The 26,078-nt window shown below is 74.9% G+C and carries 24 protein-coding genes, 4 tRNA genes and 1 pseudogene; 19 read left to right on the plus strand and 10 right to left on the minus strand.

Annotated features, from left to right (window positions below; genetic code table 11):
* Window positions 1–29: 29 nt before the first annotated feature.
* Window positions 30–1,208 carry an ATP-binding protein gene (locus tag ACYP53_RS40290; protein ID WP_459651092.1) on the minus strand — a complete coding sequence of 393 codons (1,179 nt, stop codon included), beginning with the start codon at window positions 1,206–1,208 and terminating at the stop codon, window positions 30–32.
* Window positions 1,209–1,588: 380 nt separating this feature from the next.
* Window positions 1,589–2,296 carry an SDR family oxidoreductase gene (locus ACYP53_RS40295; protein WP_459651207.1) on the minus strand — a complete coding sequence of 236 codons (708 nt, stop codon included), beginning with the start codon at window positions 2,294–2,296 and terminating at the stop codon, window positions 1,589–1,591.
* A gap of 385 nt (window positions 2,297–2,681) precedes the next feature.
* Between ACYP53_RS40295 and ACYP53_RS40300 the strand changes: the two genes are divergently transcribed.
* From ACYP53_RS40300 to ACYP53_RS40320, 5 genes are all read left to right on the plus strand, one after another.
* Window positions 2,682–2,753, plus strand: a tRNA-Gln gene (locus ACYP53_RS40300).
* Window positions 2,754–2,763: 10 nt separating this feature from the next.
* A tRNA-Ser gene (locus ACYP53_RS40305) sits at window positions 2,764–2,848 on the plus strand.
* Window positions 2,849–2,869: 21 nt separating this feature from the next.
* Window positions 2,870–2,964: transfer RNA gene (locus ACYP53_RS40310), tRNA-Ser, on the plus strand.
* A 1-nt stretch (window position 2,965) separates the two neighbouring features.
* Window positions 2,966–3,045, plus strand: a tRNA-Tyr gene (locus tag ACYP53_RS40315).
* A gap of 176 nt (window positions 3,046–3,221) precedes the next feature.
* The gene (locus tag ACYP53_RS40320) at window positions 3,222–3,746 is read left to right on the plus strand and encodes a hypothetical protein (protein WP_459651093.1); all 525 of its coding nucleotides are present in this window, start codon (window positions 3,222–3,224) and stop codon (window positions 3,744–3,746) included.
* 36 nt (window positions 3,747–3,782) lie between these two features.
* On the opposite strand, the gene ACYP53_RS40325 is transcribed toward ACYP53_RS40320, so the two are convergent.
* Complete coding sequence (locus ACYP53_RS40325; protein WP_459651094.1) at window positions 3,783–5,897, minus strand: NACHT domain-containing protein; 2,115 nt, start codon at window positions 5,895–5,897, stop codon at window positions 3,783–3,785.
* Between the two features lie 733 nt (window positions 5,898–6,630).
* Here ACYP53_RS40325 and ACYP53_RS40330 point away from each other — a divergent pair.
* The 4 genes from ACYP53_RS40330 (at window position 6,631) to ACYP53_RS40345 (ending at window position 9,603) form a co-directional block, all read left to right on the plus strand.
* Window positions 6,631–7,032, plus strand: coding sequence for a DoxX-like family protein (locus tag ACYP53_RS40330; protein ID WP_459651095.1), 402 nt, complete (start codon window positions 6,631–6,633; stop codon window positions 7,030–7,032).
* Window positions 7,029–7,946, plus strand: coding sequence for a DUF3419 family protein (locus ACYP53_RS40335; RefSeq protein ID WP_459651096.1), 918 nt, complete (start codon window positions 7,029–7,031; stop codon window positions 7,944–7,946). The genes ACYP53_RS40330 and ACYP53_RS40335 overlap by 4 nt, the downstream gene beginning before the upstream one ends.
* Window positions 7,947–8,062: 116 nt before the next feature.
* A complete protein-coding gene (locus tag ACYP53_RS40340) occupies window positions 8,063–8,842 on the plus strand; it encodes a DUF2071 domain-containing protein (protein ID WP_229929080.1) in 780 nt (259 codons plus the stop codon).
* A complete protein-coding gene (locus ACYP53_RS40345; RefSeq protein WP_459651097.1) occupies window positions 8,839–9,603 on the plus strand; it encodes a class I SAM-dependent methyltransferase in 765 nt (254 codons plus the stop codon). The genes ACYP53_RS40340 and ACYP53_RS40345 overlap by 4 nt, the downstream gene beginning before the upstream one ends.
* A 68-nt stretch (window positions 9,604–9,671) precedes the next feature.
* Here ACYP53_RS40345 and ACYP53_RS40350 read toward each other — a convergent pair whose 3' ends face one another.
* The gene (locus tag ACYP53_RS40350; RefSeq protein ID WP_459651098.1) at window positions 9,672–10,037 is read right to left on the minus strand and encodes a hypothetical protein; all 366 of its coding nucleotides are present in this window, start codon (window positions 10,035–10,037) and stop codon (window positions 9,672–9,674) included.
* Between the two features lie 226 nt (window positions 10,038–10,263).
* On the opposite strand from ACYP53_RS40350, the pseudogene ACYP53_RS40355 reads away from it, so the two are divergent.
* Window positions 10,264–10,688, plus strand: a pseudogene (locus tag ACYP53_RS40355) (glycosyltransferase family 2 protein); the annotation flags it as partial.
* A gap of 4 nt (window positions 10,689–10,692) precedes the next feature.
* On the opposite strand, the gene ACYP53_RS40360 reads toward ACYP53_RS40355, so the two are convergent.
* The 3 genes from ACYP53_RS40360 to ACYP53_RS40370 all read right to left on the minus strand — a co-directional run bounded on the left by ACYP53_RS40360 (window position 10,693) and on the right by ACYP53_RS40370 (window position 14,916).
* Complete coding sequence (locus ACYP53_RS40360; RefSeq protein ID WP_459651099.1) at window positions 10,693–11,394, minus strand: hypothetical protein; 702 nt, start codon at window positions 11,392–11,394, stop codon at window positions 10,693–10,695.
* 220 nt (window positions 11,395–11,614) lie between these two features.
* Window positions 11,615–14,185 carry an FtsX-like permease family protein gene (locus ACYP53_RS40365; protein ID WP_459651100.1) on the minus strand — a complete coding sequence of 857 codons (2,571 nt, stop codon included), beginning with the start codon at window positions 14,183–14,185 and terminating at the stop codon, window positions 11,615–11,617.
* Window positions 14,182–14,916 carry an ABC transporter ATP-binding protein gene (locus ACYP53_RS40370; protein ID WP_459651101.1) on the minus strand — a complete coding sequence of 245 codons (735 nt, stop codon included), beginning with the start codon at window positions 14,914–14,916 and terminating at the stop codon, window positions 14,182–14,184. Before ACYP53_RS40370 ends, ACYP53_RS40365 begins: the two co-directional genes overlap by 4 nt.
* Before the next feature lie 86 nt (window positions 14,917–15,002).
* Between ACYP53_RS40370 and ACYP53_RS40375 the strand changes: the two genes are divergently transcribed.
* Window positions 15,003–15,617, plus strand: a complete 615-nt coding sequence (locus ACYP53_RS40375) for a response regulator transcription factor (RefSeq protein WP_189923273.1) — start codon at window positions 15,003–15,005, stop codon at window positions 15,615–15,617.
* Window positions 15,618–15,651: 34 nt separating this feature from the next.
* Here ACYP53_RS40375 and ACYP53_RS40380 read toward each other — a convergent pair whose 3' ends face one another.
* Both ACYP53_RS40380 and ACYP53_RS40385 read right to left on the minus strand, forming a co-directional pair.
* Entirely contained in the window at window positions 15,652–17,856 is a 2,205-nt protein-coding gene (locus tag ACYP53_RS40380; protein WP_459651102.1) for a sensor histidine kinase, read from the minus strand.
* 205 nt (window positions 17,857–18,061) lie between these two features.
* Window positions 18,062–18,454, minus strand: a complete 393-nt coding sequence (locus ACYP53_RS40385) for a nuclear transport factor 2 family protein (RefSeq protein WP_459651103.1) — start codon at window positions 18,452–18,454, stop codon at window positions 18,062–18,064.
* 147 nt (window positions 18,455–18,601) lie between these two features.
* Between ACYP53_RS40385 and ACYP53_RS40390 the strand changes: the two genes are divergently transcribed.
* From ACYP53_RS40390 to ACYP53_RS40400, 3 genes are all read left to right on the plus strand, one after another.
* The gene (locus ACYP53_RS40390; RefSeq protein ID WP_459651104.1) at window positions 18,602–19,057 is read left to right on the plus strand and encodes a MarR family winged helix-turn-helix transcriptional regulator; all 456 of its coding nucleotides are present in this window, start codon (window positions 18,602–18,604) and stop codon (window positions 19,055–19,057) included.
* A 229-nt stretch (window positions 19,058–19,286) separates the two neighbouring features.
* A complete protein-coding gene (locus ACYP53_RS40395) occupies window positions 19,287–19,586 on the plus strand; it encodes a DUF4193 domain-containing protein (protein ID WP_189923281.1) in 300 nt (99 codons plus the stop codon).
* Between the two features lie 213 nt (window positions 19,587–19,799).
* On the plus strand, window positions 19,800–20,768 hold the full coding sequence (locus tag ACYP53_RS40400; protein WP_459651105.1) for an SDR family NAD(P)-dependent oxidoreductase: 969 nt from the start codon (window positions 19,800–19,802) through the stop codon (window positions 20,766–20,768).
* 578 nt (window positions 20,769–21,346) lie between these two features.
* Here ACYP53_RS40400 and ACYP53_RS40405 read toward each other — a convergent pair.
* Complete coding sequence (locus tag ACYP53_RS40405; protein ID WP_189923286.1) at window positions 21,347–22,249, minus strand: NAD(P)H-binding protein; 903 nt, start codon at window positions 22,247–22,249, stop codon at window positions 21,347–21,349.
* A 68-nt stretch (window positions 22,250–22,317) separates the two neighbouring features.
* On the opposite strand from ACYP53_RS40405, the gene ACYP53_RS40410 reads away from it, so the two are divergent.
* The 5 genes from ACYP53_RS40410 to ACYP53_RS40430 all read left to right on the plus strand — a co-directional run bounded on the left by ACYP53_RS40410 (window position 22,318) and on the right by ACYP53_RS40430 (window position 26,055).
* Window positions 22,318–23,127: a LysR family transcriptional regulator gene (locus ACYP53_RS40410; RefSeq protein ID WP_189923288.1), complete on the plus strand. Its 810-nt coding sequence runs from the start codon at window positions 22,318–22,320 to the stop codon at window positions 23,125–23,127.
* 223 nt (window positions 23,128–23,350) lie between these two features.
* Window positions 23,351–23,836 (plus strand): rhodanese-like domain-containing protein, encoded by a 486-nt coding sequence (locus ACYP53_RS40415; RefSeq protein WP_459651106.1) that lies wholly within the window; start codon window positions 23,351–23,353, stop codon window positions 23,834–23,836.
* 284 nt (window positions 23,837–24,120) lie between these two features.
* Complete coding sequence (locus tag ACYP53_RS40420) at window positions 24,121–24,324, plus strand: cold-shock protein (protein ID WP_189923292.1); 204 nt, start codon at window positions 24,121–24,123, stop codon at window positions 24,322–24,324.
* A 334-nt stretch (window positions 24,325–24,658) separates the two neighbouring features.
* On the plus strand, window positions 24,659–25,417 hold the full coding sequence (locus ACYP53_RS40425; protein WP_459651107.1) for a S1 family peptidase: 759 nt from the start codon (window positions 24,659–24,661) through the stop codon (window positions 25,415–25,417).
* A gap of 65 nt (window positions 25,418–25,482) precedes the next feature.
* Window positions 25,483–26,055 (plus strand): MepB family protein, encoded by a 573-nt coding sequence (locus tag ACYP53_RS40430; RefSeq protein WP_459651108.1) that lies wholly within the window; start codon window positions 25,483–25,485, stop codon window positions 26,053–26,055.
* Window positions 26,056–26,078: the final 23 nt, after the last annotated feature.

A 26,078-nucleotide genomic window follows, 5' to 3' on the forward strand; every position in this document is an offset into this window, starting at 1 on the left:
CAACCCTCCGGGCCGGCGGTGTGCCGCCGTCAGCGGCGGGTGGCCGTCGGGATCCGGGTGAGGACGGCCGTCGCCTGTGCCGGTTCGGCGCGGAGCCAGGCGGCCAGGTGCTCCCGGACGGCCTCGGCGACGCAGGCGCGGACGGGCGTGTTGCCCAGCCGCTCGCGCATGCAGCCCTCGAACTCGGGGCGGTCGAGCTTCACCGAGACGACCGCCGTCAGGCCCGCGCCGAGTCGGGCGGGGGTGAGGTCGGGGTCGGACGGGGCGAGCAGCCGCTGCTCGCGGGCGTGGGCGGTGAGTGCGGCCGCCAGGCCGTCGCGGAGGCCGAGTTCGTGGGTGCCGCCGGCGGTCGGCCGGCTGTTGGCGTAGCTCGTGACCCGTTCCCCGGGGGAGTCGCACCAGCGCAGGGCGACCTCGACGGTGCCCTCCATGCCGGGGCACTCGCGCTCGAAGGCGATCACGTCCGGGTGGAGCGGGCCGCCCTGCTCGGCGAGGTGGTCCCGCAGCCCGCCCGGGAAGCGGAAGCGGACGGCCCGGGGCGCCGCGGGGTCGCGGTCGTCGGTCAGGGTGATGTCCAAGTCCCGGTTCAGGAAGGCCAGTTCCCTGAAGTGCTCGGCCAGCGCGTCGAACGAGAACTCCAGCGTCTCGAAGATCCCGGCATCGGGCCGGAAGGTGATCGTGGTCCCGCTGCCCTCGGCCGGTCCGGTGCGGGCGGGCGCCGCGATGGCCACGCCCCGCTCGTACTCCAGCACCCAGCGGGCGCCGCCACGCCGCACCTCGGCCGTCAGCCGGCCCGACAGCGCGTTGACGACGGCCAGTCCCACGCCGGAGTAACCACCGGACAGCGAGCGCCGGTTGACCGGCTGGACCCCGCAGCCGAGCACGGTCAACCACTGCTCCAGCGAAGGGCCGTCGCCGGGGCCGTCGCCGGGTCCACCGGGGCCGGTGTGGCCCGCGCGCCCGACCGGCAGGCCCGCGCCGTCGTCGGCGACGCGGACGCCGCCGTCGGCGGTGAGGGTGATCTCGACCCGGGCGGCGGTGCCCGCGAGGACCTCCTCCAGCGCCCGCTCGGCGGCCTCGAACACCAGGTGGTGCAGGCCGCGTCGACCGACCGATCCGACGTACATCCCGGGCCGTTTCCGAACGGCGTCCAGGCCCTCCAGAACCACGATCATGCCGGCGTCGTACGCCGTGGATTCCTCGCTCATGATGCCCCCTCCGAGGGTGTCCGACAGAGCTCGCCCAGCCTAGGGGATTTCCGAGAAAACACCAGGTCAGAGCCGGTTTGCCGAAGCCGTCGACGGGCCCTCTGAGGCGCGATCGGAAGCGCCCGGCCGCCCACCGTGCCGCCCGGCCGCCGCACCGCCGCCAAGGCCCGCCGAGGGCCGCCCACGGCACTGTTCCGGGCGGCCGCGGGGTCACGGATTCCAGGAATTTCCGCGCCGCCCGGTGCGGGCCGCGGACGGCGGGTGAACCGTCCGGCGCCGCCTACCGGACGCCGGATTCAGGGTGTTCGGTCAGGCGGCTCGCATGGACTCGGCGGGTCGTCCCGGTGAGTGGGTGAAGGCGCGCTCGGCCGGGGTGGTTCCTACAGCTGCTCGAAGTGGAAGGAGCGGACGAAGCAGTCCCGCGGCTGGTTGATCGCGAACAGGACGCAGTCGAGAACGGACTGCGCGGTCAGCGGGTCGCTTGCGGTCCGGGAAGCGTGATCCCAGGCGGGGGCGAGCGGGTCGCCGTCCGTGAAGTCCGGGGGGTAGAGCGAGATGACGCGGATGCCCTCGGGGCGCAGCCGGTGGGAGAGGACGTCGGCGAAGCCGGCCTGGGCGGCTTTGGCGGCGTAGAACGCGGGGTGTGCCTGGGAGCGGTGGTCCCGGGGTTCCGCGGCCGAGGAGACCAGGTTGACCACGTCCGCTCCGGCGGAAGCGCGCAGCAGCGGCAGGAGGTGCTTGACCGTCAGCAGTGTGCCGGTGGCTCCGGAGGCGACGGTGTCGGTGATCGCGTCGTCCTCCGCGTCCCCGAGATCGGGGCCCGCCAGGTAACGGGCACCGTTGTTGACCAGCACGTCCACCCGGTCGGTGCGGGAGGCCACTCCGGCGGAGAAGGCCCGGACGGAAGCCGGATCGGCCAGATCGCAGGCGAACGCCTCGGCCGGCGCGCCGCTGTCGGCCGCCACCTCGTCGGCCACCTTCCGAGCCGTCGCCAGAGAACGCGCGGACACGAACACGCGCGCACCCAGCCGACCCGCCTGAAGCGCCAATGCCCGCCCGAAACCGCGCCCGGCCCCGGTCACCACCATCGTGCGCCCGGTGAGATCCACGGGAACACCTCCCCCTGTTCAGCGTGATGATCGGCGTCATCCTACGGCGTGGGCCGTAGGCCGGAGATCGGGACGATGCGCCGCGGGTTGGAGGACGAGGCGCTCGAACCGCCCGGCCGCTAAAACCGGTTGTCCCCGCCGTCGTTGCTCCGGCACAGTGGGCACATCGCGCCGCACAGGCCCTGGAGAAGGAAGGGGCAACGACCGTGAACAGCAGCGTCACCCGCGTTCAGTCGTATCAGTGCTCCTCGCGTTCCCAGAGTAGCGGGACGTCCTCGTAGCGCGCTGACCGGCGTTCCTGCCGGGCCGCCCCGGGGAGCGTTCCCCGCGCGGGCGGCCCTTTTTCGTGTGTGCCGCCCCACCGTGCCGGATGGTGCAACAGGCAGCACACCTGACTCTGGATCAGGCGATCGGGGTTCGAATCCTCGTCCGGCAGCGCAGCACATGGAGAGTTGGCCGAGTGGTAAGGCAGCGGCTTGCTAAGCCGTCGTCGGGTGAAAGCCCGCGCGCGTTCGATCCGCGCACTCTCCGCGCAGTACTGAGCAGTTCGTTGGAGGAGCCAGCCGACAGGCGGCGCCGGCCTCGGTCTTGAAAACCGTTGGGGTGCGCGAGCATCCGTGTGGGTTCGACCCCCACCTCCTCCGCCAAGGGCGAGCCGGGCACAGGAGAGCCCAAGGGTCTGTAACACCCCCGCTTCGGCTGTGGCGGTTCGAATCCGCCCTCGCCCACTCTCGCTCGGGATGCCCCGGGCCGGCTCGTCGTACCGTCCTTAGTGATCATCAACTCTCCTTTGCGGAAAGGCCCTTGAGTCGGTGATGCGTTTACGGTCGGACGGGGCATGCTCTGTGGGCGTGCTGCCCGGTGTGCGGCGGGCGCGGTGCCGATGGGTGATGGGGGAGTGGTGATGGATCCGATCTCAGCAGCCGCGCTGGCGGCTCTGGCAGGGGGCGTCGGGGGTGAGGCCGGCCGACAGGCGTGGACGGCGTTGAGTGCGCTGATCCACCGCCCGTTCCACCGCGGTGAGGCCGGTGCGGTCGGTGAGGCCGGTGCGGACGGTGCGCTCGTCGTGAGTTCCGGTGAGGCCGAACTCAGGGCGTTGGCGCAGGATCCCCGGGAGTTGGAGCGGGCGCAGCGGTTGAGCACGGCCCTTGCCGTGCGCGCCGCGCTCAACGCGGAGTTCCGCGTCGCCCTGGAGCACTGGTGGCAGCAGGCGCAGTCGGTGCGCACGAGTGAGGGCACGGTGACGAACCGGGTCAGTGGGGGCACGCAGTACGGTCCTGTCGTCCAGGGCAGGGACTTCTCCAACCTCACCATCACCACCCACGCCTCGGCCGGCCCCCGCGAGGTGCCCGCCGACGTGCACGGGCCGACGCGCCCTGCCCCGGACGGGGAGCCACCTTCCGCTGCGGCCGGCCTGCAAGGGGACTGAACCGGCGCCACCGACGGGAACCGGCCTACGACCGGCTCACGCCCTCCCGGCGAGGCGACGCTGCAGTTCGGCGTGGCGCAGCTGGTAGGTGGCGCCGACCTGCCGCAGCACTCCCCGCCGGTGTGCGTCCGCGAGGAACGGCATCAACCGCCATGGCACCTGGCCGCGTAGGGCGAGCCACCATCGGGCGAGTGTGAACGATCCGTACCTGGCCTGGAGGAAGCCCCAGGCCAGGCCGGTCGCCAGCCCGTCGGCCACTCCGGTCAGGGCCCCGCGCCACGGTTCCAGGAGCGATCCGATGACGAGCGCGGCGGCGAGGCCGATGGCGAGGCCGCCCGCCAGAGCGGTGGTCCAGAAGGTGACGCGGTCCTGGTCCAGGACGGTCTGCGGGTCCGCCACGACCGTCGCCTCGGCCGGCTTGGCCTCCAGTCCCGCGCCGAAGGAACCGCCGGCGGCACCCACCGCGCCTGCCAGCAGCCCGTTGAGCAGACCGGCCTGCAGGGTGACGGCGATCCCGAGGGCGAGACCGCCACCCAGACCGGTGAGGATGCCGAGCGGTGACCAGCGCAGGCCTCGCGCCGGCAGGCGGCTGCGGCCCATGGTGACCACGCAGACCGCGGCGACGGCGAAGCCGACGCTGTTGACCAACGGTGCAGAGTCCCCCATTTCAGGCCTGCCGACGAACGCCCCGACGAAGGACGCCGCGACACCGCCCGCCAGACCGGCCCGGAAGCCGCCGAGGAACCCGGGTACCAGGCCCAGTGCGAGCCCGCTGACGAGGTACCCCGCCGGGCTGTCGACCCCGAGCGCGGCGCGCATGCCGAGGCCGAACGCGGACCCGAGGAGGCTGCCGATCAGCCCGCCTGCCAGCCCGCGGTTGAAGCTCCGGGTGGGCGGACTCCACCGGCGGCCCGTCATCGCGACGGCGACGCCGACGATCATGCCGACCCCGAGCCAGGCGCCGAACGGCATCACCACACCGGCCGGCACGGCCACGAGTCCCACGACGGCTCCTGCTAGAACCCTCGGTGCCGCGTCGGGGAGGTCCCACCATCTGAGGTCGGTGGTGCCCTGCTGGCGGTGCTCCAGGTCACGGGCGAGATAGGTCAGGAAGTGGGCCGCCTGCCCGCGCGTCCAGCTGTGCTTCGACCGTGGAGACCCGGCCGTTCGGGCGGCCGGGGACGGGGTCCGGTGCCGCGCGTAGGCGGCGGGGATGAAGGAGTCCAGCAGGTGCTCCCGGATCGCGGCGGGCGTGGGAAACCGTGAGCGGTCCAGGAGTTCGTCCGGAGTGGGGACCCGTTCGGGGCCCTGCGCTGAATCCGACGGGCGGTCGGCCGGCCCGGGGCCGGGCCCGTTGTCCTCGGCCGCGTCCGGTGCGGGGTTGTAGGCGACCCGGGCCAGGTACGCCATCAGCGGCGTGGTGAGCAACTGGCCCAGAGGATGGGGGTCATGCCCGGTGGCCAACGCGGCGAACACCTCCTGCCAGCGGGCTTCGTTGGTCGGCCCGCCGGCGGAGTCCCGGAGGTACGACGCGACGGTGTCCAGGTCCAGCGGCTCGAGCTCGACGCCCGCCGCGCCGATCACCCGTACCTCGGGCCCGGTGTGCGGCCGGACGGTGGCGGTGAAAGGAGCGGTGCGCGAGCTGAGGACCATTCCGAGATCCGGGAGGAGGCCGAGGGTGTCGTTGATCCGGGCGATCGCCTGACCGCGGACGCCGTCGGGGATCTCGTCCAAGCCGTCCAGCACCAGCATGATCCAGCCGGCGTCCAGGAGCTCTCGTCCCCTGCTGGCTCCCGACCGGCCGGGATCGCCGAGCCACGGGTAGTCGATGCCCAGCCGCTGTTCCAGCCACAGATCCAGTTCCTCCCGTCCCGGGTCCCACGAGGCGAGTGGTACGAGTACGGGCACCGGGTCCCCGGGGCGGCGGCGTGCGAGCAGGTCCAGCACGAGCCGCACCAGCAGCACGCTCTTGCCGGAACCCGGTTCCCCGAGCACGACCAGGCGGCCCGTGGGCACCCGGGTCAGCACCCCCACCAACTCGCCGCCGCCCCCGGACAGCGCTTCCGGCCCGGACGCCCAGGCGGACGGCGAGGCCGATGCCCAGCCGATGCCCGTCGTGGCCAGTTGGACCAGCGAACGCCAGGGCTCCATGAGCCGAGGTTCGGCGGGCCGCCACCGGACCGGCAGCGGATACGGATCGTTCAGCCGCCGTAGCGCCGCCTCCTCCCTCCACTGGCGTCTGACGGCGGAAGCGAGGTCGTCCGCGGCCCGGGCCAGGGCTTCGTCCCCAGCCGTTCTGGCCGGCGGCTCAACGAACGTGTTGATCGTGACGTCGCCCGCGAAATCCCGCCCTAGGACGACAGGCCCGCTGACCCCCGCGACCTTGTTGTCGACGTTCCCGTCGCCCGTTCGTCCCTCGCCCCGCGCATCCCGCTCCACGAACGTCCCCCTTTCACCCGAGAGCCCCTGCCGCGCCTCGCACCCGCCCGCTTGCCGCACGTCGCGCACGCGGGCTGACGAGTACGGATCAGGCTACCCAGTCGCACCCAACTCTGTGAGTCCTACGCGTACTTGGCGACCACCTGGGACCCTCGGGGTGGTGCGGCCCGGTGCCGATGGGCTCTCGTACGTCCAGGAGGCCCTGCGCCCGCAGGCCGGACGCCCTGGCACGGGGCCGCCCCCACGTCCGTCGCCGGGGTGGCGCGGCCCTGCTCGGTGGTGGCCCCGGCGGGTAGGGGAGGAGCCGAGTTGAACGTGTTCAAAGTCGTGCGCCATGATGATGCCGAGCAGGCACCTCCCGGCCGTGAACAGCGGTGCGGGGCGGTCCCGGGCTGCCCTGACGCGGTCGCGTGACCCCGTCGGGCGGCAGGAGGAAGGGGGAGACATGACGCCGTGGCAGGACAGGGCGGCCGCCGCAGCGGTGGCGCTGATGTGGGGCTACGAAGGGCTCTGGTGCAAGATCTGGCCGGGCCGGGCGGACCAGCGGGCCATCGTGGAGTCGGTGCCGCTGCTGCCCGGGTGGGCGGTGACACCACTGCTGCTCGCCATCGGGGCGGCCGAGGTGGCCCTCGGCCTCTGGGTGCTGACCGGCCGCCGCGCCCGCCTCGCCGCGGTCGTGCAGACCGTCCTGGTGGCCGGGTTCAACACCGGCGGCCTGCTGTTCGGCGCCGACGAGATCCCCGAACCCGGACGGCTGGTCGTCCAGGACCTCGCCTTCCTGGCACTGATCTGGACCGTCGCCGCCAGCCGGCACACCCCCGCCACCCGTACGGTGAGGACCGCGTGAGCACCACGACCCCCTGGGCCGACCACCGGCTGCTGAGCCTGCGCCCCCGCCGCCCCGCCGTGCTGTTCGGCCGGATGTACGAGGACCCCGGCGTCGAGCTCGCCGCCTTCCCGCCGCCCGGCGCCCGCGTCCTGTGCGTCGCCTCCGCCGGGGACACCGCCGCCGCGCTGGCCGCCGCCGGCCACCAGGTCACCGCGGTCGACCTCAACCCGGCCCAACTCGCCTACGCCCACGCCCGCCTGACCGCCGGTGCGCCCGCCGCGACCGGTACGGCGGAACGGCTGCTCGCCCTCGGCCGGTCCGCCGCCGCGACCGTCCTGCCGGCCTGGCGCCCGGCGGCGCTGGAACGGTTCCTGCGCCTCGACGACCCGGCGGCGCAGGCCCGCCACTGGCGCCGCCACCTCGACGGCCCGGGCCTGCGGCTGCTGCTCGGCGCCGCCCTCCGTCCGGCCGGCACGCTCGCGGGCGGCCTGCGCCCGGCGTTCCGGGCCGTGCTGCCGCACCGCTTCGACACCGTGCTGCGGGCCCGGCTGGCCCGCGGCTTCGCCCGCCACCCCAACGCCGACAACCCCTGGGCCTGGCGGCTCCTGCTCGGGCGCGAACTGCCCGGCGGCGACGTACCGCCCGGCAGAACGGCCCCGCCCGGGCCACCCGTCCGGCTGCTCCACGGCGACGTCCTCGAACACCTCGAACGCTCCCCGGCCGCGGCCTACGACGCGGTGACGCTCTCCAACGTCCTGGACGGCCCCGACCCGGCCTTCGCCCGCCGGCTGCTCGCCGCCGTGCGCCACGCCGTCCGGCCCGGAGGGGTCGCGGTGCTGCGCAGCGTCCGCGAACCGGGACCAGCCGGCCCGGGAGCCGCCGCCGAGGACCGCTGCCCGCTGTGGGGCGTCATCCGGCTTGTCCACCTCTGAGCCCGCGCCCCGCGAACCCGCGCCCAGCGCCCCGCGCCCCTGAACCGCGCCCCGCGAACCCGCGCCGCGAACGCCCACCCCCACCCCAACCCCCGCACAGACCAACGGAGTCGACCGTGCGACACCTCCTCCAGCGCCACCCCGTCCCGATCCGCACCCACTTCGCGCACTCCCTCGTCCTCACCTACGCGCTGCCGCCCCGGCTGCTCGCCCCGCTGGTACCGCCCGGGCTCGCCCTGGACACCTACACCGACCCGACCGGAACCGAGCACGGCTTCGTCGCGGCCGCCGTGGTCGACACCCGGGCGCTGCGCCCGGCCGCGCTGCCGGCCCGGTTCGGCCGCGACTTCATCCTCACCGGCTACCGGGTCTTCACACGCTTCCCCACCCCCGCCGGGCGGACCATGCGCGGGCTGCGGATCCTGCGCTCGGACACCGACAGCCGGCTGATGACCGCCGGCGGCAACCTCCTGACCCGCTACCACTACCGCCACGCCCGGATCGGCACCCGGACGGTCGGCGACACCCTGGAGTTCAAGGTCCTCAGCGGCGACGGCCGCGCCGACCTGCATGTGCGCGCCGACCTGGGGAGCGCCCCGGCCGCCCTGCCGCCGGGCAGCCCCTTCGCGGACGCCCGGGCGGCCCGGCGGTTCGCCGGCCCGCTGCCCTACACCTTCGAGTACGAGCCGCAGACCCGCTCGGTCGTCGTGGTCAAGGCCACCCGAACCGACTGGCAGCCCGTCCCGGTGGCGGTCGAGGTCCCCCGGCTGACCTTCTTCGACCACGGCCCGCTGGCCGGCAGCCGGCCCGTGCTCGCCAACGCCTTCCACGTCGCCGACGTCGACTACGGCTGGCAGCGCGGCAGCCGCCGCACCCTGGACGGGGCCGCCCGGTGACCACCGCCCCGGCGCCCCGGCGCCCCTCCGGCGTCCGCGAGGTGGTCCGTTACAACTGGCCCCTGTACGCGGCCGGCGTCCTCACCGCGGCCGGCGGCTGGGCGGCGGCCCGCCACCTGCCCCGGCCGGCCGCCGTGCTCGCCCGGGCCGGGGCCGCCACCGCGGCCGCCCACCTCGCCGTCAGCACCCTCGCCACCTGGTGCGTCTACGACCGCTCAGAGCTCTACACCTACGACTGGCTGCCCGCGCTGCTGCCCGACGGCCCCGGCACGCACCTGGTGATCTCCGCCGGGCTGGACGAGGCCAGCCCCCGGATCTCCACCCGCCACCCGGCGGCCCGCCAGCACATCGCCGACCTGTACGACCCGGCGCTCACCACGGAGGGCTCGATCCGGCGGGCCCGGCGCCGCGTCCCGCCCGCCCCCGGCACCGTGCCGGCCCGTCCGGGCGCGCTGCCCGCCCGGACGTCCTCGCTGGACACCGTGTTCGCCGTCTTCGCCGCCCACGAGCTGCGCCGACCCGCGGACCGCCGCGCGCTGTTCACCGAGGTGGCCCGCACGCTGCGCCCGGGCGGCACCCTGCTGCTGGTCGAGCACCTGCGTGACGCCGCCAACATCGCCGCCTACGGCCCCGGGGCCTGGCACTTCCTGCCCCGGTCGGTGTGGCTGCGCCACGCGGCCGAGGCCGGACTGCGCCCGGCCGCCGAACACCGGATCGCCGGACTGGTCACCGCCGTCGCCTTCCGCGGCGCCGGGGGATGAGCGGGGCCCGCGCCTGCCGGACGTCATGCCCGGCTCCCGCCGGCCGGCGGGAGCACGGTGGCGGGCACTCAGGCTCCGGTCAGCCAGTTCTCTTCGACACCGCCGAGAACGAACCCGTTCTCGAAGCGCACCCGGTACCTGACCCGGGCGCTGCCCCCGGGGAGGGCCGCCCCGTGCCGGATGACCTGCTGACGGAGCCCGTCGATCAGGAGGGCCGTGTGGCCCGTGAACTGGCCGGGGCCGACCTGCTGGTCGAAGGCGGCGAGGTACTCCTGGGCCATGCCGCCGGCCTCCTGCGCCGAGCCCGTGACGACGCCCTCCAGGCCCTCGGCCAGGAACAGCGGGCCGGGGAGGCCGAGCCCGGCCGCCGCGGCGTCCGAGGTGACCTGCGCGTCCCTGGTCAGCTTCACCTTCGCGCCGATCGCGTACGGCATGGATGCGCCCCCTTGTTCGATTCCGGCCGTCCCCAGCGCGAGCGTAGCCGAGACGCCGTGGCAGGAAACGGCGTTCGGCGCGATCAGGCCCCCACGGCCCACGGCCCGGCAGCCGGGCCCGACGCCGCCCCACGGCCGCCCGGGAGGGGGAGAAGGGGTGTGACAGCGGGCCGGGCACAGGCGCTGAACAGGGTGCGGCCGCCCACCCCGCGATCCGCCGCGATCGGTGGTCGGCTTCAACCCGGACCGCCGGCTCTTCGACCTCGCCGAGTGCGTGCCCACCGTGCCGGGCGCGGCCGGCGCCTTCCGCCGCTCGGCGCTGCCGGCGGCCGGCGGCGTGGGCGAGGAGACGCTCGCCGAGGACACCGACCTCACCATGGCGCTCTGCCGGGCCGGCCGGCGGGTCGTCTACGAGGAGAAGGCCAAGGCGTGGACCGAGGCCCCGTCCAGACGCTGATGGGCGCCTACGCGTTCCGGCTGGACGGGGAACGGCTCGGACGGCTGTGGAGCCTGCCGCTGCAGCAGTTCGTCCACCGGCAACTGATGTACCTGGTGGTGGTCCAGTCCGTCTTCACCGCCCTCGCCGGCTCCCGGCCGCGCCGGCAGCGGATGCAGCGGTGCGGCACGCTCCGGGTGCCGGCGGGCGGCTGAGCCGTCAGCGGCCGGTGGCGGAACGGTACGTCGTCACCGCGGCCGCGAGCACGGCTTCCGAATCCGACGACGGCTTCCGGTCGGCGATCCGCTGCACCAGGATGATCACATCGCCGATCCGGACGAAGGCGGTCTCGTCGATGAACGGTTGCGGGTCGTCGGGGAAGGTCGACGTGAGGTGGAGCAGCAGGCCGTCGTCGGCCGGTACCCCGGCCGGTGTGACGGACACGGTCTGGCGGAGCGGCGTCCCGTCCACGACGGTGGTGGTGAAGGAGGCGCAGCGCCGGGCGGCCTCGCGGATGGCGGCCATGACCGCGGCCGCCTGTCCGGGCTGGTACCGGTCGAGCGCTTCCTGGCCGAACCACCCGGAGTCGTCGTCGCCGTCGTCGGCCGGAGTCCGTTCCACCCCCACCGCGACGTCCTCCGCCGGTGGGGCGTGAGCCGTCATGAAGGAGTCGACACCGAGTTCGGAGCACGGCATCGCCGCGATGGGGACCGCCGAGGGGGTGTGCGGAGCGCCGGTGGTCGTCGAGTCGGCCTCCGCCGTGTTCAGCCGGAAACCGCGGGGGAGCCGGTCCTGGGTCAGCAGGCCGTCCCGCAGCCGGTCCGAAGGCACGTGGCGGGAGGCCGCGGGGCTGTCCGGACGGGCCCGCGGGTCGGCTGCGCAGGCCGACACGCCGAGAACCGCGAGAACGAGCCCGGTCACCACGCGATGACGTGTGCGCACTGATCCACCCCCCAGGATTCATGATCGCGCCGTACTCTCCCACACGGGCCCACACGGGCGCTCACGGACCCTCACGAACGACGGCGCCTCCGCCCGAGCGGGCCGGGGCATCCCGGTTTCCGCGCGTGTCGGCTACGGGGCCGGGCCCACGCGGGCCCGGCCCCGTAGCCGGGGCCGGGCCGCCGGGGTGCGGGGTTGTTCACGCCCGGCCGCGGAGGCCGCGCAGGGTGGTGCGGGCGGGGAGCCAGGTGCCGAGGGCGGCGAGGGCGGCGGTGCCGGCGAGGACCAGGGCGAGGGTGGTGGCCGGTACGGCGGGTCCGGCGGTGCCGCGGGTGATGCCCTGGGCGTAGGTGGTGAGCACCGCGGCGGCGATGGCGAGGCCGAGCGCGGTGGCGACGGCGACGGAGGCCGCGGTCTCCCAGCCGAGCATTCGCCGGATCTGGCGGCGGGTGGCGCCGGTGAGCCGCAGGGCCGCGAACTCGGGGCGGCGGTCGCTGATGCTCATGGCCAGGGTGTTGAGGACGGCGATGGCGACGAAGGCGATGATCAGCCCGAGGGTGACGTAGCCGATCTGGGCGCTGACCCGGGTCTGCGAGGCCTGGACGGCGGCGGCGCGCTCCAGCACCCCCAGGCCGGGGTCGCCGTGCAGGGCGGCGGTGAGGGCCTGCCGGGTGGGCGCGGCCCCGCTGCCGTCGCCCCGGACGAGCAGTTCGTCGTCGAGCGGCACGTCGACGTGGGCGGCGACCAGGGAGTGCGCGAGGGTGAGGTCGCCGAAGCCGAGGCCGCGGCCGTAGAGGGCGACGACCGTCACCTCGGCCGGGGTGCCGTCGGCGAGGACCAGGCGCACCCGCTGGCCGAGCCGGTAGCCCAGCCCGTCGGCGGCCGCCGCCGTACCGTCCGTCAGACGGCCGAGGTCGCCGGCGGTGACGCCGAGGTCGAGGGTGTCGGACAGGCGCTCGGGCGTGACCGCCTGGACGCTGCGCTTGGTCAGCCCGTCGCGGACCTGGGTGTGGAGCACCCGGGTCACGGTCCGTACGCCCGGGACGGCGGCGAGCGCCTGGGCGGCGGTGCCCGGCACGCGCGGCCCGACGACGAAGTCGGCGGTGTTCCCGCGCTCGCGCTGCGCGTCCGCCGCGTGGTCGACGGTGGTCTGGGTGAACAGGATGGTGCAGGCCATCGCGACCAGCAGGGTCAGCGGGGTGACGACCGAGGCCAGCCGGTGCGCCCCGGCGCGCAGGTTGTGGGCGGCGAGGTAGCCGCCGACCCGGGACGCCCGCAGCGGCAGGCCGAGGACGGCGACACCGGCACGGGCCACCAGCGGGCCGAGCAGGGCGAGCGCCGTGCACCACAGCAGGACGGCGACGAAGCAGGCCGGGGTCGAGGCCTGGTCGGAGTGCAGGACGGTGAGCAGGGCGGTGAGCGTGACGGCGCCGGCGGTGGCGAGGACGCCGAGGGCGATCCGGGTCCGGGCCAGCCGCGGGGGCTTGAGTTCGGCTTCGCCGAGGGCCTCGACCGGCTTGACGGCGGTGGCGCGCCGGGCGGAGAGGCGGGCGGCTGCCCAGCCGGCCAGCAGGGTGGCGGCCGCGGCGGCGACGACGGGGAAGGGGGAGAGGACGACGGGCAGGTTGGCCGGGATGACGTCCAGGGCCACGAAGCGGCCGTGCAGCCAGTCGCCCAGCGGCAGGCCGGCGGCGGCGCCGAGGGTTCCGGCCGCCAGGCCGATGGCGAGCGCCTCGCCGCCGATCATCTTGCGGACCTGCCGGCCGGTCGCGGCCACGGCCCGCAGGACGGCGATCTCCCGCTGCCGCTGCTGGATCGACAGGCCGAAGGTGCCGACGACGACCAGCAGGGCGACCAGCAGCGAGGTGCCGGCCAGGACGGCGCCCATGCTGACCAGGCGGACCTGAGCGTTGGCGGCGTCGGGGAACTCGACCCGGCCGCGGTCGTCGCCGGTGCGGACCACGGGCGCCGGGACGCTCTGGCCGGGTGCCGGGGCGGTCCCGCTGGGCGCCGGGACGCTCTGGCCGGGGGCAGGGGCGGTCCCGCCGGGCGCCGGGACGGTCCGGGTTCCGGCGAGCAGCGCCCGGACGTCGTCGGCGGCCGACGGCGCGGCCGGGAAGACGCCGATCGCGCCGACCAGGCCGTCGTGGCCGGCGAGCCGGCGGGCCCGGTCGGGGGCGAAGTAGACGGCGGCCTGGCTGTCGAAGCCCTGGGCGGTGACGCCGACCACGTGGACGGTCAGCGTGCCCGAGGCCGTGCGGGCGGGGGTGGTGGAGCCCGGCGACAGGCGGAGCCCGGCGGCGGTGGCCGCGTCGACCACGACCTCGTCCGGGCCGGAGGGCGCGCGGCCGGCGGCGAGGGTGAGCCCGCTCAGCGGCGCGGACTCCCAACCGTGGCCCCAGGAGCCGCCGGTGGGCCCGCCGGGCAGCAGCACCGGGAAGGTCACCTCGGTGGCGACGGCCCGGACCGAGGGCAGGGCGGCGATGCGGTCGGCGAGGGCGGCCGGCACCCAGGCGTGGTCGGCGACCGGCTTGCTCTTCTCCTTGACCTTCCCCTTGCCCTTGTCCTCGACGGCGTGCACGTCCTGGTCCCCGGACACGACGATCGGCGCGGCCGCGTAGCGTTCGGGCCGGACGGTGCCGGTGAGGCCGGTGACCAGGAGGGTCCCGCACCCGCAGACCAGGGCGGCCGCGCAGAACAGGGCGACGAAGGCGCCCGCGAAGCCGGCCGCGCGGTGCCGGAGGGTGGTGAGGGCGAGGCTCAGCATCATCGGTTCCACGCTCCCAGGCGGATCATGCGGTCGGCGACCTTGGCGGCGGTCGGTCCGGACATGGTGTCGGCGACCCGGCCGTCGGCCAGGAAGAGGACCTCGTCGGCGTAGGACGCGGCGACGGGGTCGTGGGTGACCATGACGATGGTCTGGCCGAGCTCGTCGACGGTCTGGCGCAGCAGCGTCAGCACCTCACGGGCGGTCATGGTGTCCAGCGCGCCGGTGGGCTCGTCCGCGAACACCACCTCGGGGTCCGAGATCAGCGCCCGGGCGATCGCCACCCGCTGCTGCTGGCCGCCGGACAGCTGCCCGGGCCGGTGCCCGGCACGCTCCCGCAGCCCCACCCGGTGCACGAGTTCGGCCAGCCGGCCGGCGTCGGCGCGCCGGCCGGCCAGCCGCAGCGGCAGGGCGACGTTCTGCTCGACGGTCAGCGAGGAGATCAGGTTGAACGCCTGGAACACGAACCCCGCGCGCTCCCGGCGCAGTTCGGTCAGCTTGTGCTCACTCAGCCGCGACAGGTCGGTGCCGCCGAGACGGACCGTCCCGGACGACGGGCGGTCCAGGCCGGCCGCGCAGTGCAGGAAGGTGCTCTTGCCCGAACCGGACGGCCCCATCACGGCGGTGAAGCCGCCCTTGGGCAGGTGCACCGTCACCTCGCGCAGCGCGGCCACCGCGCCCCGCCCCTTGCCGTAGACCTTGCTCACGGCGTCCAGAGTGATCGCTTCGTTCATGCCCCCAAGCCTGCCGACCTGCGAACTCCCGTCCCAGGGAGAGGATCACGGGCCACCCGTGACATCGTCACGGGTAGGGTCGGAACATGATCAAACTCCTGTTGGCCGAGGACCAGCACGTGGTGCGCGGCGCCCTGGTGGCACTCCTGGAACTGGAACCCGACCTCCGGGTCGTCGCACAGGCGGACTCGGCCGACGACGTGGTGCCCCGCGCACTGGTCTTCACCCCCGACGTCGCGGTCCTCGACATCGAGATGCCGGGCCGGACGGACGGCCTGCAGGCCGCCGCCGCGCTCAAGGAGAAGCTGCCGCACTGCCGGACGCTGATGCTGACCTCCCTCGGCCGCCCCGGGCTGCTGCGCCGGGCCCTGGACGCGAAGGTCGACGGCTTCCTGCTGAAGACCGCCCCGCCGGCGGACCTGGTCGCGGCCATCCGCCAGGTCGCCGCCGGCGGACGGGTGCTGGACCCGTCGCTGGCCGTGGCGGCCTGGGACCTGGCGGACAATCCGCTCACGCCGCGCGAGAACGACGTGCTGCGGGAGCTGGCCGAGGGCGCCGAACCGCCCGAGATCGCCGCGCGGCTGCACCTGTCGACGGGGACGGTGCGCAACGTGCTCACCGCCGTCGTCGGCAAACTGAACGCCCGCAACCGGACGGACGCGGTGCGCATCGCGCGGGAGGCGGGCTGGCTGACGGCGTAGGCCGGCCGGGGCCGGGGCTGACCGTACGGTCGGTTCAGGGGCAGTGCAGCGGCAGCTCGGCCCGGAGCAGGTACCAGCCGTCGTCCGGGCCGGCGGTCAGGGTGCCGCCCGCCTCGGCGAGGCGGACCGTCAGCCCGCCGATCCCGGAGCCGGGTGCGGTGACGCCCTCGCGGACGCCGTCGTTCTCCACCTCCAGGCGCGCCACGTCGCCGGTGACGGAGGTGGCGATCCGCGCATGGCGGGCGTGGCTGTGCCGCAGGATGTTGGTCACGGCCTCGCGCAGGGCCACGCCCAGCACGGCCCCCGCCTCGCCCGGCACCGGGACGTCCTCCAGCTCCACGGTGATGGCGGCCGCCTCCAGGACCGCCGCCGCCGACGTGAGTTCGGCGGCGAAGGACAGCCGGGGGCTCTCCTCGGCCACCGCCCCCAGCTCGCTCTGCCCCCGTTCGGCCAGCCGCACGATGTCCGCGAGCTCGGCACGGCAGCGCTCACCGGCCGCCTCGGCGGCGTCCCCGGCGCCACCCCCGGCGGCGTCCCCGATGCCACCCCCGGCGACGTCCGCGAGCCGTCGCGCGAGCTCGGCCTTGAGCACGATCGCGGCCAGACCGTGCCCGAGCAGGTCGTGCAGGTCCCGGGCGGCGCGCAGGCGCTCGGTGACCACGGCGGCGCGGGCCAGCCCGGCACCCGCCCGCTGGAACTCCCGCACCAGCCTGACCAGCCGCAGCACCGCGTACACCACCACACAGGTGATCATCACGCTGACCGTGGTCGACAGCGTCGACGGCAGGGACACCGGAGCGCCCCCGCCGATCACCCCGGCGGCCACCACCAGCACGGCGGCCGCGGCCGCCCCGGCGCGCAGCGGCAGGGCGACCGGCAGTGAGCCGGCCAGGATGCCGGCCGCCCCGATCCAGTTCCGGCCCAGCCAGGGCAGCGGCACCAGGGCGAGGACCGCCGAGGCGAGCAGGGCGGAGCGGAGGTGCCGGGTCACGCCGTGGACCGAGACGCGGACCTGGACGGCGCAGAACGCCAGCACACACGCCACGCCGAGTCCCAGGCCGGTCACCGTCGCCGGAACGAACAGCAGCACCCTGGCGCCGAAGGCGGCGAGGAGGAAGTAGTAGAGGCCGAGCGCGGTCCGCAGCTCGGACGGGTCGGCGGCGGCCCGCGGGGCGGCCGTGGCGGCGACGGACGCCTCCACGGCGAAGCGCCCGTCCGGCTCCAGACCCGCCGTCAGCCGGCCGCCCACGACCCGGACCCGGTCCGCGAGGTCGTCCAGGAGGTCCGCGCCGAGCGCGGCCGTCGGCATGCCGTCGCTGACCACGCGCAGCACCACCCGCCCGGCCCGCTCACCGGTGCTGACCTCGCAGCGGCGGGCGTCCCCGACCCGGACGGCCGCCGTGACCGACTCGCGCAGCACCGTCGCGAGCACGGTCCCGGCCGGTCCCAGCGGCTCGCGGTGCCCGATCCGGATGTCGGCCGCGACGCCGGCGGAGGCCAGCAGCGCCCGGGCACTGGCCGCCTCCGGGGCCAGCGAGAGGCTGCGCAGCTCGGCGGTGGTGGCCCGGGCGGCCGCGAGCGTCCCGCGGGCCACGGCGATCAGCGGGTCCAGGACCGACGGGTCCGCCCGCACGGCCAGGCCCCGGATCCGGGCGAGCCCTTCGGACAGCTCGCTGCGCAGGCTCGACGCGATGCGCAGCCGCTCGTCGGTGACCGCGGAGGCCGCCAGCGTGAGCCGCGCGGCGTGGACGCCTGCCGCCAGCAGCGCGAGCCGGGTGACGGTGTACAGCATGACGCCGCCGAGCGCGACCATCAGCAGCAGGTCGACGGCGTCCCGGACGGACGCGGACCGCACCGCCGCGGCCAGGACGGCGGCCCCCACGAACGGCGGCAGCAGCAGCCGGCGCAGCGGCCGGCGGCGTTCCAGCAGCAGGGAGGCGGCGGGCAGGCAGAGCAGGCCGACCGAGACCCCGAGCGGACCGACCGCGAGGAAGGCCACCGCCAGCTCCGCGACCGTCCAGCCCGCCCGTACGGGCCCGCCACCCGGACCGGGCCGGGTGTGCCGCGACTGCAGCACCACCAGGGCGAGGCAGGCCGCCACGACCGCGGCCCCCGCACCCGGCTGCGCCGGTACGCGCGCCAGCCCCTTCAAGAGGTGCACCGCCACCAGGGCGGCTCCGACCGCCACCACCAACGCCCGCGCCGGCCACGGCCGGACGTCCCTTCCCGTTTCCCCCACAGCGAGGCATCGTACGCACCGCCCGTCCCGTCCGGACCTCCTGGTCAGGGGCGTCACCGGCACCCTCGCCGCCGGCCATGCCGTCGCGCGCGGGCGCCCGCGCGCCCGTCGTGCGCTCCCGCGCGCGGGCCACCGTGCGGCACCGGGGCGCGCGGGAAGTCGGCGGGGCCGACTTCCCGCGCAGGGCGCGCTTCGTGCCGGGGGTTCAGCGGGCGCTGCCGAGGTTCCGGTCGTGCTCGGCGCCTTCGAGCATGAGGGTGGTCTCCTCGATGCGGCGGAAGCGGCCGTCGGGGGCGAACTCGGCGAAGACGTAGACCTCGATGCGGGCGGTGGACCCGTCGGTCTTGACGATGGTCATGGTGTGGCGGTCGGCGTAGCGGTCGCCGGAGGCGAGCTCGTCGTGGACCTCGACGGAGCCGTCGGCGACGACGGTGCGCAGGTGGGCGATGTGGGCCAGGAACTCGGCGCGGTCGGCCCACTCTCCGTCGGTGCGCTGGCGGTAGTCGGGCGCGAAGTGCCGGTCGGCGGCCTCGTCCAGGTCGAGGCCCGGGGTGAGCAGCAGGTCGGTGAGGGCGGCGCGGACGTCGGTGTGGTTCACGGGGATTCCTTCGGAGGCGTGCGGGAGCGCTCGGAGACGCTTGGAAACGCTCGGGAGCGGCCCGCGGTGGATGATGAAGATGCGTGCCTGAAGCACGCTTATGACTGTACCAGGAAAAGCGTGCGCCGAGCACGCTAATCTGCAGGGGTGAAGAACCCGACCGGACACGACATCGCCGACGCCCTCGGGCTGCTCCTGCGCCGCAGCACCCGAGCCCGCGTCTACACCCGCCTGACCGAAGGACTGGGGGAGGCGGTCGACGAACTCACTTACCCGGTCCTCAGCGGCCTGGCCCGCACCGGCCCGTACAGCGCCGCCGACCTGGGCCGCGAGATCGGACTCGACCGCACCACCGTCACCCGCCGCGCCGACCGCCTCGAACAGGCCGGCCTCCTGCGGCGCCAGCCCGACCCGGCCGACGGCCGCGCCACCCTGCTCGCCCTCAGCGACGACGGCCGCACCGCCGTCGAGGCCACCCGGCAGCGGCTCGCCACCGGCATCGAGGAGTCGCTCGCCACCTGGCCGCAGGCCGACGCCCAGGCCTTCGCCCGCCTGCTGCGCCGCTTCGTCGACGAGGGGCCCTTCGCCGCCGGCCAGGACTGACCGTCACCGGCCCGGCCGGGCCTGGGTCAGGACCGCCTCGCCCCCGGGTTTCGGCCGGCCCCGGCCCGGACGAGACGATCGCCACCCGTCCGTCGCGCGGCGGTCGGGCCCGACAGATGGGATGGTGGTGCGCCACGGGCGGGACGACCACGCGTCGGCCGGCACCGTGCGGACCGGCGGGCGGTACGACCCGTCCGCCGGAAGCGACCCTTGAGGAGAAGACAGCACAGTGGCAACCGACTACGACGCCCCCCGCGACACCGGCGACGAGAGCAACGACGAAAGCATCGAGGCACTGAAGGGCCGGCGCGACGACAAGCAGAGTTCCACCGTCGACGTGGAGCCCGAGGCCGTCGAAGGGCTGGAGCTCCCGGGTGCCGACCTGTCCGGGGAGGAGCTCACCGTCCGGGTCGTGCCCCTGCAGGCGGACGAGTTCACCTGCATGACCTGCTTCCTGGTCCACCACCGCGCGCAACTCGCCGGTGAGGACAAGAACGGTCAGCCCATCTGCCGCGAGTGCGCGTCCTGACCGTCGTGCGGGTCTGACGTCCCGCCGGACCGGCGGCCCGAACCCGTTCGGGCCGCCGGCCGGGCCGCCGGCCGTCCGACAGGGCTGCAGGCGGGCTGCCAGCGGTCTGTGGGCCGCCTGTGGGCGGGATGCCGGTGGCCGCTGGAACCGTGGGCCGCGAGTCGCCCGGCGAGCAGCCGCGGCTTTCGCCACCAGCAAGGGAGCCCCGTCACCGTGCCATCCGCATCCTCCACCCCGCCCTGGAACGTCCACCGGCTGCCGCGTGCCGACGGCAGCGTCTTCCTGGTCACCGGCGGCAACGCCGGCATCGGGTACTTCGTCGCCGAGCAGCTCTCGGCGACCGGGGCGACCGTCGTCCTCGGCAGCCGCAACCCCGCGAAGGCCGAGGACGCCACGGCCTCGATCCGCGCGCGCGTGCCCGGAGCGCGGGTGCGGGCCGTCCGGCTGGACCTCGCCGACCTCCCGTCGCTGCGGACCGTCGCGGAATCACTGCGGGTGGAACGCCTCGACGCGGTGGTCCACAACGCCGGCGTCGCGCTCGACGACCCGCCGCGCACGGAGACCCGCGACGGCCACGAGCTGATGTTCGGCACGAACCACCTCGGGCACTTCGCCCTGACCCGGTGGCTGATGCCGCTGCTGACGGCCGCTCCGGCGGCCCGGATCGTCACCACGGGCAGCTTCGCGGCCAAGTCCGAGCGCCTCGACCCGGACGACCTGCAGTCCCGCGACGACTACCGGCCCAAGCGCGCCTACGGGCGCTCCAAGCTGGCCCAGATGTACTTCGGCCTCGAACTCGACCGCCGCCTGCGCGCCGCCGGCAGCACGGTGACGAGCGTGGTGGTCCACCCCGGCGGCGCGCTGGACTCCCTCACCCCCGCACGGCCGCCGGTCCACGTCCGGACCACCGGCGCCCGGCTGGGCGCGGCCCCCGCGGCCCTCCTGGTCCAGGGCAAGCACGCCGGCGCCTGGCCCGCCGTCCGGGCCGTGCTCGACCCGGCCGTACGCGGGGGCCAGCTCTGGGGACCACGCGCCTTCGGCCTGCGCGGCACCCCCCGGCGCGAACCGCTCTGGCCCCACCTCGCCGACACCTCCGTCGCGGCCCGCCTCTGGGACGCCAGCCGAGACCTGACCGGCGTCGACCCCGCGCCCCTCCCCGGACAGCCGGTCAGGAGCGGGTGATGCCGTGTCACGGGCCCGGCCCGCGGGCCGTCCGTGAACGCGGACGAGGTCCGGTACCCGAGTGGGTACCGGACCTCGTCCGACTGTGGAGCGCCAGGCCCGGGTCGCACGGACTCTCCCTACTGAAAGTAGGGCGTGCTCTGGTAGCACCGCTGACGCCTGACGAGGAATCATCTCCCTCGCGACGAGAAGAAGACTAGCAGGTCAGCGGCCTGCCGTCGAAAACGATCACGAGGCCCGCGGTACGGGGGCGATCGCGTGGACGGGGGCCGGTCTTCGGGCGCGGCCCAGGGGTCAGGGGGCGGGGCGAAAGCCGGAGCCGCGGCTTCCGGATGGCATGCTCGCGGCCGAAAAATCCCAGGTCACAGCACTGTTCACCACACCACCCGGGGTCTAGCATTCCCGACACGGCGACCCCACCGCAGTCGGGCCGCCGAGCAGAGCAGCCGCGTCCTCCCCCCAATGGCGCGGCTGGCCTCCCACACGGCCGGGGCCCCGCGGACCAACCCCCTGCTCCCCGGGACCCCGGCCGGCTGCGCCCCCCTGCCCGGTACGGCGCCGGCGTACGGCCCTGGCGTTCAGGCCCGGAGCGCCGGAGTGAGCACCTCCTCGCACCACTGGCGGAAGGTGGTCGGGCTCGCGGTCCGCGGGGTCCGCTCCACCCCGGCGTCGAGGCCGTCCTCCTTGGCGCGCATCATGTCGACGTAGCCCTCCACGAGCGCCTCCGTGGCACCCCGTCCGGTGAGCGCGGCGCGGAAGTCGTCGAGCGGCCGGCGCTCGTAGCGGACCGGGCGGCCGAGAACCTCGGACAGGACGCGCGCCATGTCGTCCGCCGAAAGGTCCTCGGGGCCCAGCACCGGGACCTCGCCCGCTCCCGTCCAGGACCGGTCGAGCAGCAGGCCGGCGGCGGCCGCCGCGATGTCCCCGGTGGCGGCCAGGGGCGCCCTGCGGTCGGCGGAGACGATGTCGGTGAACACGCCGTCGTCACGGATCGTCGCCGCCTGCCGCAGCAGGTTGTCCATGAAGCTCGGGCAGGCGAGGGCCCGGTAGGCCGTGCCCGTACCCGCGATGAGGTCGTCCATGGCCAGCGACGCCGTCACGAGCCCGGCGCGGCCGGCGACGGGGGTGCCGCGGCCGAGCGCCGAGACGCCGACGACGTGTCCGACGCCGTGGGCCGTGACGGCCTTCGCGGCGGCGCGGGTGAAGTCGAGGTACAGGGCGTCCAGGCTCGGCGGCCGCGGCGTCGGCGGGACCACCCAGAAGACGGCGTCCGCGCCGGCGAAGGCCCGGTCGACGACCTCCGCGTCGCCGTGCGAGCCGGTGACGACGTCGACGTCGCCCCGGGCGCGGACCGCGTCCGGAAGCTTCTCCGGGTCGCGCACGACGACGCGCAGCTCTTCGCCGCGGGCGGGGGCCAGGTCGAGCAGGATGTCGAGGAGCCGGCCGCCGATCTGGCCGGTGGGAGTGGTGATGACGATCATGTTTCGAGTCTCCGGGCGGCCCGCCCGCGGCGTCCAATGCCCTTTCCGGCCGTTGATACCTTCTCGGCATGGATCTCGACCTGCGCAAGCTCCGCTACTTCGTCGCGGTGGTCGAACACCGGCACTTCGGCCGGGCGGCGGAACAGCTCTACATCACCCAGCCGGTACTCAGCCGCCAGATCAGGGCCATCGAGCAGGAGTTGGACTGCACCTTGCTCGAACGGACCACGCGCCGGGTGGAGTTGACCCCCGCGGGCAAGCAGCTCTACCAGGAGGCGCAGGGGATCCTCGCGGCCGTCGCCGCGGCGGTGCAGCGCGTGCACGACGCCGACCGGGGCACCCGGCGGCTCGTCGTCGCCTTCTCGCCCGGACTCCACGTGGCCGACGCGATCCGGGCGTTCGCGCAGCGCCACCCCGACGTCGAGACCGACGTCGTCCCGGCGCGCTGGTGGGAGCCGGACGCGTCGCTGCGCGACGGCCGGTCCCAGGTCGGCTACCTGCGGCGGCCGTTCGACGAATCGGGGCTGCACACCATCCCGATCGGCCAGGACCCCAGGGTCGCCTGCATGCCCGCGGCGCACCCGCTGGCGCGCCGGGACGAGCTCACCTCCGCGGACCTCGACGGCGAGCGGATGCTCGACGTGCCGAGGCGGCGGACCTCCTCGCTCGAGGAGAAGTTCGAGCTCATCGCCTCCGGGCAGGGCATCGCGCTGGTCCCGCGGAGCGTCGCGCGCTCCTACTCCCGCCCCGACCTGGCCCACCGTCCCGTCACCGACGCCCCCGCGATCGAGACCTGCCTGGCCGTCCTCGCGGACCGGCGGGAGAGGCTGGTGCGCGACTTCCTGGAGATCGCCACGGCCACGCTGCGGCGCACCTGAACGGGTAGGGGGTCCGGGGAGGGCGCGGGGGAGTGCCCGGCCAGGGGCGCTCCGGCGAGGGGCGCTCCGGCACTCCGGGCGGCTGGCGGGATCTTGGCGGCCTCAGGCGTTTACGCCACTCGTGGGGCGGCCCCGGGGGCCGGAGGATGGAGTCGTCGCCGGCCGGGGGAACCCGGCCCGGCCCACCGGAACCCGTCCCGACCAGCACGAACGCGAGGCCCCCATGTCTGCCACCGCTGCCACCGAGACCGTCGGCGCCGTCCTGAGCGTGCCCGCCGCGGCCCCGGCCGAGGCCGCCGCCCACTTCGCCGCCCGTCTTGCCTTCGAGGCGGACGTCTCGGACGTCCACGCCGACCTGGCGTCCGGCGCACCCGGCGTCGTGGTGGTCGACACCCGCGGCGATGCCGCCTGGGACCAGGGCCGCATCCCCGGCGCCCTCCACATCCCCACCGCGCGGATCGCCGAGCTGGCACCGGAGCTCATCGACCCGGCCCTGACCGTGGTCACCTACTGCTGGGGCCCCGGCTGCAACGGCGCGACCCGCGCGGCGCTGGCCTTCGCCCGCCTCGGCTACCGGGTCAAGGAGATGCTCGGCGGCTTCGAGTACTGGGTGCGCGAGGGCTTCGCCTACGACTCCGCGGCCGGCACCGAGCAGCGCCCGATCGACGACCTGACCGCCCCGCGCTCGGGCATCTCCTGCGCGTGCTGACGGGCACCGCGCGGCCGGGCGGCGTGATCCGTCCGGCGCGATCCGTTCGGCCACCGCGGTAACCGTCCGAACTAATCGGAATGAATATCACATTAATGAATGACTCCGAGGAACTCCGACGCCTCGATGATCGACCATGAGCCAGTGCATCGTGCTACGGTTTTTGGAGTCGCAGTTGTGGTACCCATGAACTATGTGTGCCTGACGGGAATGCTTTCCTCCAGGCACATTATTTGTTTTCCGGCGTCTCCGGATGGGGCCTCTGCCTACAGAAGGAGAACGTCATGGCACAGGGAACCGTGAAGTGGTTCAACGCCGAAAAGGGCTTCGGCTTCATCGAGCAGGACGGCGGCGGCCCCGACGTCTTCGCCCACTACTCGAACATCGCGGCCCAGGGCTTCCGTGAGCTCCAGGAGGGCCAGCGGGTCTCCTTCGACGTCACGCAGGGCCAGAAGGGCCCGCAGGCGGAGAACATCACCCCCGCCTGATTCGCCGGCGCGCATGCGCGAACCGGGGTCCGCACCTGAGGGTGCGGGCCCCGGTTTCGTGCTTTCCGGGATCGGCGGTCGCCCCCTGTGGGTCGGTCTCCCACCCTCGCGCACCCGTTCCGGGCACACGCCGCGTTCCGTCGCGACGTTCCAGGAAGGGGCGAATCCGCAGGTCAGGGGGCATGACGCTGTTCCAGCGTCCCGGATCGCCGGGCGGAGCTGGCGGGCGGGACGGGGCCCGGGACAGTCTGTGGACCGACGGCGGGTCGGCACCGAACCCGGCCCCGCCACCCGGCACCCGACCCCAGGGGGAAGACCCTTCATGCGACCCTTCATGCGCACCTCGAACCGACGCCCGACCACCGTCCTGCTGGCCGCCGCCGGACTGGTGGCCGTCGCCGCCGCCCCGGCCGCCGCCGTCCACGGCGGATCGGACACCACGACCAAGGCCCACCCGTTCGTCGTGGCCCTGGAGACCGCCGCGGGCGAGCAGTGGTGCACCGGCGCGCTGATCGCGCCGACCAGGGTGCTGACCGCGGGTCACTGCGTCGCCGAGGCCGACGACCCGGCCTCGCTGCGGGTGATCGCCGGGCGGACCGACCTGACCGGCTCCGGCGGCCAGGTCCGCCGGGTGAAGGGGTACCGGGTGGACCCGCGCTACACCTCCGGCCTGCAGCACGACTCCGCCGTCCTCACCCTGGACCGTCCGCTGCCGCAGAAGCCGGTCCGGGTGGCGCGGCAGGGGGACGAGGCGCTGTACCGGGACGGCCGCACGGCCACGCTGCTGGGGTTCGGCCGTACCGGCCCGGACGGCCGCCCCGGTACGCACCTCAAGCAGGCGGTGCTGACGCAGGCCCCGCCGGCCTCCTGCGACCCGTACACCTTTCCCGAGGACTCGCCGCTGCTCAAGGTCTGCGGCCTGCCGCGGGCCGGCACGACGGACAGCGTCTGCAAGGGCGACTCGGGCGGGCCGCTGATGGTCGGCGGCGTCGTGATCGGCGTGGTCTCCACCGGCAACAAGTACTGCGACACCCAGTACCCGGTCTCGGTGTTCACCCGGGCCACCGACGTCCCCGAGGAGCTGCTGTCCTAGTCCTGGGGCCGAGTCGTTCCGATCACTCCGATCGCTCCGATCACCACCCGTGACAGAGTGGGCGCATGACCACGGACCGCGAGAACTCAGCCGATCTCCGCCCGGAACCCGGGCCGGGGAACGCCCCGGTCCACGGAGATCTCGTCGCGGCGAAGGCACTCGTCTACGACCGCTGCGGATTCTCCTGCTCGCAGCCGGTGCCCGAATCCGAGAGTGCCGATTACGCCGCCCACGAGTTCACCCTCGACGGCCTCGCCGTCCGGTTTCGCGCGGCCAGGACGACCCCCACCAAGGCCGGCCAGTTCGTCACCGTCTGGAAGAGGTCCCCGGCCGGGCCCATCCAGCCCTTCGATGTCACGGACCCCGTCGACCTCTTCGTCATCAGCACCCGCGACGGTCACGGCTTCGGCCAGTTCGTCTTTCCCATGGACGCGCTCCGCCGGCACGGCGTCGTATCGGCGGACGGTTCGGGTGGGAAGCGGGCCCTTCGCGTCTACCCGCCCTGGGTGACCCCTCCCAACCGCCAGGCCGGCCGTACGCAGGCGTGGCAGCTGGACTTCTTCCTGCGCCTGCACCCGGACAGGCCCGTCGACCTGGCCCGCGCCCGGGAGCTCTACCACCCGCAGGACAGCGTCTAGCCGGGGACAGCAGGCCGGACGGC

Source organism: Kitasatospora sp. Ki12, from assembly GCF_054601375.1.

What these genes read in the sequence shown, in the direction of transcription:
- ACYP53_RS40290 (WP_459651092.1), bottom strand. Translation starts at nt 1,208, where the DNA reads ATGAGCGAGGAATCCACGGCGTACGACGCCGGCATGATCGTGGTTCTG.
- ACYP53_RS40295 (WP_459651207.1), bottom strand. Translation starts at nt 2,296, where the DNA reads ATGGTGGTGACCGGGGCCGGGCGCGGTTTCGGGCGGGCATTGGCGCTT.
- ACYP53_RS40320 (WP_459651093.1), top strand. Translation starts at nt 3,222, where the DNA reads ATGGATCCGATCTCAGCAGCCGCGCTGGCGGCTCTGGCAGGGGGCGTC.
- ACYP53_RS40325 (WP_459651094.1), bottom strand. Translation starts at nt 5,897, where the DNA reads ATGGAGCCCTGGCGTTCGCTGGTCCAACTGGCCACGACGGGCATCGGC.
- ACYP53_RS40330 (WP_459651095.1), top strand. Translation starts at nt 6,631, where the DNA reads ATGACGCCGTGGCAGGACAGGGCGGCCGCCGCAGCGGTGGCGCTGATG.
- ACYP53_RS40350 (WP_459651098.1), bottom strand. Translation starts at nt 10,037, where the DNA reads ATGCCGTACGCGATCGGCGCGAAGGTGAAGCTGACCAGGGACGCGCAG.
- ACYP53_RS40365 (WP_459651100.1), bottom strand. Translation starts at nt 14,185, where the DNA reads ATGATGCTGAGCCTCGCCCTCACCACCCTCCGGCACCGCGCGGCCGGC.
- ACYP53_RS40370 (WP_459651101.1), bottom strand. Translation starts at nt 14,916, where the DNA reads ATGAACGAAGCGATCACTCTGGACGCCGTGAGCAAGGTCTACGGCAAG.
- ACYP53_RS40375 (WP_189923273.1), top strand. Translation starts at nt 15,003, where the DNA reads ATGATCAAACTCCTGTTGGCCGAGGACCAGCACGTGGTGCGCGGCGCC.
- ACYP53_RS40405 (WP_189923286.1), bottom strand. Translation starts at nt 22,249, where the DNA reads ATGATCGTCATCACCACTCCCACCGGCCAGATCGGCGGCCGGCTCCTC.
- ACYP53_RS40410 (WP_189923288.1), top strand. Translation starts at nt 22,318, where the DNA reads ATGGATCTCGACCTGCGCAAGCTCCGCTACTTCGTCGCGGTGGTCGAA.
- ACYP53_RS40415 (WP_459651106.1), top strand. Translation starts at nt 23,351, where the DNA reads ATGTCTGCCACCGCTGCCACCGAGACCGTCGGCGCCGTCCTGAGCGTG.
- ACYP53_RS40420 (WP_189923292.1), top strand. Translation starts at nt 24,121, where the DNA reads ATGGCACAGGGAACCGTGAAGTGGTTCAACGCCGAAAAGGGCTTCGGC.
- ACYP53_RS40425 (WP_459651107.1), top strand. Translation starts at nt 24,659, where the DNA reads ATGCGCACCTCGAACCGACGCCCGACCACCGTCCTGCTGGCCGCCGCC.
- ACYP53_RS40430 (WP_459651108.1), top strand. Translation starts at nt 25,483, where the DNA reads ATGACCACGGACCGCGAGAACTCAGCCGATCTCCGCCCGGAACCCGGG.